Source organism: Bartonella sp. AD328YNZD (genome assembly GCF_042196425.1).
In genome coordinates this window covers 1-4358 of record NZ_JBHIQG010000209.1, presented here as the reverse complement: position 1 = coordinate 4358, position 4358 = coordinate 1, and the positions used below count along the sequence as shown (strand labels likewise).

The 4358-nt window shown below is 36.7% G+C and carries 5 protein-coding genes and 1 pseudogene; 2 read left to right on the top strand and 4 right to left on the bottom strand.

Annotated features, from left to right (window positions below):
• The 3 genes and pseudogenes from ACFIO3_RS09260 to ACFIO3_RS09250 form a co-directional block, all read right to left on the bottom strand.
• Nucleotides 1-249 (bottom strand): annotated as a pseudogene (locus ACFIO3_RS09260) (hypothetical protein); the annotation flags it as partial.
• A 632-nt stretch (nucleotides 250-881) separates the two neighbouring features.
• Nucleotides 882-1286 (bottom strand): helix-turn-helix domain-containing protein, encoded by a 405-nt coding sequence (locus ACFIO3_RS09255; protein WP_375614074.1) that lies wholly within the window; start codon nucleotides 1284-1286, stop codon nucleotides 882-884.
• Between the two features lie 341 nt (nucleotides 1287-1627).
• Complete coding sequence (locus ACFIO3_RS09250; protein WP_375615029.1) at nucleotides 1628-2029, bottom strand: helix-turn-helix domain-containing protein; 402 nt, start codon at nucleotides 2027-2029, stop codon at nucleotides 1628-1630.
• A gap of 303 nt (nucleotides 2030-2332) precedes the next feature.
• Here ACFIO3_RS09250 and ACFIO3_RS09245 point away from each other — a divergent pair, with 303 nt between their 5' ends.
• Both ACFIO3_RS09245 and ACFIO3_RS09240 read left to right on the top strand, forming a co-directional pair.
• Complete coding sequence (locus tag ACFIO3_RS09245) at nucleotides 2333-2683, top strand: hypothetical protein (RefSeq protein ID WP_375704357.1); 351 nt, start codon at nucleotides 2333-2335, stop codon at nucleotides 2681-2683.
• On the top strand, nucleotides 2683-2970 hold the full coding sequence (locus tag ACFIO3_RS09240) for a type II toxin-antitoxin system RelE/ParE family toxin (RefSeq protein ID WP_375614508.1): 288 nt from the start codon (nucleotides 2683-2685) through the stop codon (nucleotides 2968-2970). Before ACFIO3_RS09245 ends, ACFIO3_RS09240 begins: the two co-directional genes overlap by 1 nt.
• A gap of 272 nt (nucleotides 2971-3242) precedes the next feature.
• On the opposite strand, the gene ACFIO3_RS09235 is transcribed toward ACFIO3_RS09240, so the two are convergent.
• On the bottom strand, nucleotides 3243-3980 hold the full coding sequence (locus tag ACFIO3_RS09235; protein WP_375606547.1) for a TIR domain-containing protein: 738 nt from the start codon (nucleotides 3978-3980) through the stop codon (nucleotides 3243-3245).
• Nucleotides 3981-4358 lie beyond the last annotated feature (378 nt).

Genomic DNA, 4358 nt, shown 5'->3' with positions numbered 1-4358 from the left:
ATTATATCCATTTTGTCGCAACAGATTGATAAATACAGGAGTAAAGTTGTCTGCTGTATTATTTTTCTTTATAAGAAGTGTGGTTGTAGCTGGTGGTAGAGGTCTCTTGATATCGCTAATAAATTTGTTAGCGACTAATTGTGCCTGACGCTTTGTAAGACTTTGATCAACATAATTTGATGAATAACTCCCTACAGATGCGCAACCAGCCACCAACACAACTGGTGACAACAATAAATATTTTAACATCTTTAATTCCCCTTACTTATTGTTGCTCTTTTTTGCAAAGCTCTTACATTGAAATAACAGCAATTCTGTCCATAACTTTATTAACAACATATCGGTTTTCACTCAAGCGGTAATTCATCAATAAATAATGGTTCCAGCCTTAACTTAAGGCTTCTTGTAGTGCCTCTTGCAGCGCCTATTTTAAATAAACTTTTACTTTTAGTGATTGCGATAAAAAGGCGATCTTTTGCACCTACATGTTAAGATTACATCCTTCATCATCCTTATAAAATGATGCGTATACTGCTCCAGATCAACCAAATAAATTTTCAAGCATTGCTTTTTGAGGGGCGCTTTTTGAAAAATACGCATGAGTGCTTATCCTGTTGTACTGTAAAATGCTATTGTTTGAGCTGTAGTACTGTAAGGTGTAAAATTTACCATATAGTGTTTTTATAAGAGTATGTGGTAAATCTTCAAAAGAGGGCTTGTCCATACAATCTTGTGAAACGAACCATATGAAATGGGAAGCTAAGAAGAAGCAGTTCTTGAGAAACAGGATTGTTTACCAACCGGATAGGAAAGGGATTTTCGTCCTTTGAAGTGTGGAAAGAAAGCCAAGAACAGAGAGTATAGTGCTCTGTATCATGATGTTAAAAGTTCTCATTCCGATCAGCGAGTAACTGTAAAATGGCTTTCTGTTTTATCGAGGTTAAAACTCTAAATCTTTTGAGTAGCAGATATTCTTCTGTGCTTGATGCGATTTCATCATGAAGGTATGGGGGCTGTTGTTTTGTTAAGATATCCGCATAAAAAAAGGCAATGGGAACATCCAAGATATCAGAAATTTTCTTTAGGCGCCCTGCGCTGACACGATTTAAGCCGTTTTCATATTTCTGGATTTGTTGGAAAGTAACACCTAAGTGCTGACCTAATGTTTTTTGAGACATCTTCAACATTTTTCGTCTCAAACGAATTTTTTTGCCAATGAAAATGTCGTTATCAAGATCTCTGGTTTGCATTTTAAAGCCCCCCGCCGGTCGCGAGCGCCCTCGCATGAGTATTCCGGGAGCTTGAAAATACTGAGTTCTAGTCAGCCTTTTTGCTTTTAGTGCTGAGAGCACCTGGACATAGCAAAAACTCCCGGAATTCCGGGATACCCACAAAGTGGGTTCATCTTTACGCTAGAACTTAGGGTTTTCAAGGCCCCTTTTGGTCGTTGCGTATGCGACCAAAACATCTTTTAATTCATAAAGTAATTTCAAGAAATTTACAATAAAAATTAAAATAGTGTCTCTTAACGTGTCGTTTCTTAAAACAGAGAGGTGGTATGTTTTGCCTTCAAGCAATAAAGTATTCACAAAGGGGGATTATGAATAGCGCATGCTATCGCGTGATATTAGCTTGCATTCTCATCAGAGATCAGCTGTAAAAAAGCTTTCTTTTTTACCGTTGGTAAAACTCTAAATCTTTTGAGTAGCAGATATTCTTCTGTGCTTGATGCGATTTCATCATGAAGATATGGGGGCTGTTGTTTTGTGATGATATCCGCATAAAAAAAGGCAATGGGAACATCCAAGATATCAGAAATTCTCTTTAATCGTCCTGCACTGACACGATTTAAGCCGTTTTCATATTTCTGGATTTGTTGGAAAGTGACACCTAAGTGCTGACCTAATGTTTTTTGAGACATCTTCAACATTTTTCGTCTCAAACGAATTTTTTTGCCAATGAAAATGTCGTTATCAAGATCTCTGGTTTGCATTTTAAAGCCCCCCGCCGGTCGCGAGCGCCCTCGCATGAGTATTCCGGGAGCTTGAAAATACTGAACTCAAATCAGCCTTTTTTGCTTTTAGTGCTGAGAACACCTGGACATAGCAAAAACTCCCGGAATTCCGGGATACCCACAAAGTGGGGTAAATTCATGTTTAGATTTTCGGGCTTTCAAGACCCTCTTGGTCGTTGCGTATGCGACCAAAACATCTTTTAATTCATAAAGTAATTTCAGGAAATTTACAATAAAAATAGTTTTTTACTTACAAAATTTGTTTTTTAATGAGAGGCTATCTGCCTCTTAAACCTTTCTGGAATAATTACCAAAATCATGACAACAGCCCCGTGTTTTTTGAGAGGGGTAAAAAGCCTTAAGTTTCAAGATCAAAAGAACTTTGGACGCTTAAAAGTTAAACATTTTCAATTCGCTAGTATTGACAACATAGCCAAGAGTAATTATCTTCAATATTCAGGAATAGAAAGGACATATATTATGAAGACCACCCTTTCTCCGCTAATTTCAGAGTTCGAAACCGTTGAACAGGAAAGCAGCTACACTGCATGGCTGCGCGATAAGGTAGCGAGCAGTCTTGCAAATCCATATCCTCCTATTCCGCATGATGAGGTTATGGCTGAAATGGAAGTTATAATCAGTCAGCTTGAAGCTGAACAGAAAAAGTGATGCTTCCGGTTGTTTGGTTGTCTTCGGCGCGCGACGATTTGCGTCAGATTTTAACTTATATTGCTCGCGAAAATCCATCTGCTGCGCGCCGAATGAAAAGGTTTTTGGAAGCATCCGTACTGCCATTGGCTGAACATCCATATTTATACAGACAGAGTGAGAAGGTATCAGGATTACGAGAAATTGTAGCGCATCCAAATTACCTTATATTGTATCGAGTAGCTGCAAATCAAATCGAAATTGTAGCTGTAGTACATGCCCGACGTGAATTTCCTATTTTTCTTTAATCGAATGAGAGGCTGCCTCTTAAACTTTGCAAGTCCATCAAAATTATGACAACAGCCCCGCGTTTATCAAAGAGACTAAAATGATTTCTTTCACGGTAATGAATTCACACGCGGTCTCTTCATTTAAATTTGCACAATTGCTTGCTGTTTGAAAAAGGGTGAGGGTAATCGTTTCTTTGAGCCTATAGAATGGGTGTGTCTGTGGAATGTGGTGGGGTGCTACGTGGTTTTAGGCGTGCGCTTTAAAAAATAAACATAAGCATTATTCAAATTTAATTTAATGCATGAATTGTATCTGTATTAAAAGAGAAATCAACTTCTTTTAAGCGCTTAATAAGTTTGGTAAATGTTTCGTTTACCTGTTCTTTAAAAGGAAGGTATATAATTCCATTAATATCTGAAAGCATTTCAATGCCTTCTTTTTGTAGAATAGCAATCCTCTCAAGAGGAAGTGCGGCAGCTAACATGCCCATTTCGAAAATAACGTTTTGTCGTGCACGGGGTTGAATTTTTTCTGCACCTTGAGATATAGCATAACCCATGTCATCATGCGTGAGGAGTACAATACCAAAACTTATAGAACTGTCACAAATTTCTTTTTTCAAAGTTTGAATGATGGGTAAACCATTGCCACTCGTATTTTGTAAGATGTATGGTTCGAGACCAAGCTTGAGAAGAACATTTTCAAGCTCCGTTAAGGCATAATAATCATGACCATGAACAATAAAAATTTTTTTATTTGAAGGATTGGAAGCAGTTTTTGAGGAAGGAATCGTTGATGTTTCTTCTAGATGCTTTGCTAAATCTTCTGTTAGCTTTTGTTTTATGTTTTCTTTGCCTTGAACGTTGATTGTTCCTGTGCTTTCATACCAATTAATAACGCCTCCTTCGGAGGTTTTGATCTGATATCCTCTAGAAGAATTAAGTGATAGAGACTTAACTTCTATGATTTTATATCCAGCTGTTTTAACTATATTTTTAAGGTCTTCGACGGTTCCGCTATATTTCACTGTTTGTATTCTTTCAATATTGCTGGCTATTAATATAAAATGTTGGTTTATTTTTATAACTATTTGAATTTAAAGAGCGCTATGATTTCATTTTCTTATACTATGCACAAAAAAAGACAGTCACCTTCCATTCAATTGATTGAAACGTGGGAAAACTTGACTAAATGATGGGAAATTTTACTGCGTGATGAAGCGATCTGATTGAATTATGAATAAACGAAACGAATTTTTCTCCTATTTTTATATATCATTATGTTCTCTATAAGAAACACAAAAGTTAACGTTTTATTTATAAATTCTTCTCCTATATTACAAGGGGGTTTTCTCACATTTTTCTTGCATTGTTTTAAGCAGTATTAAGGGGTTGTCGTTCCCAAA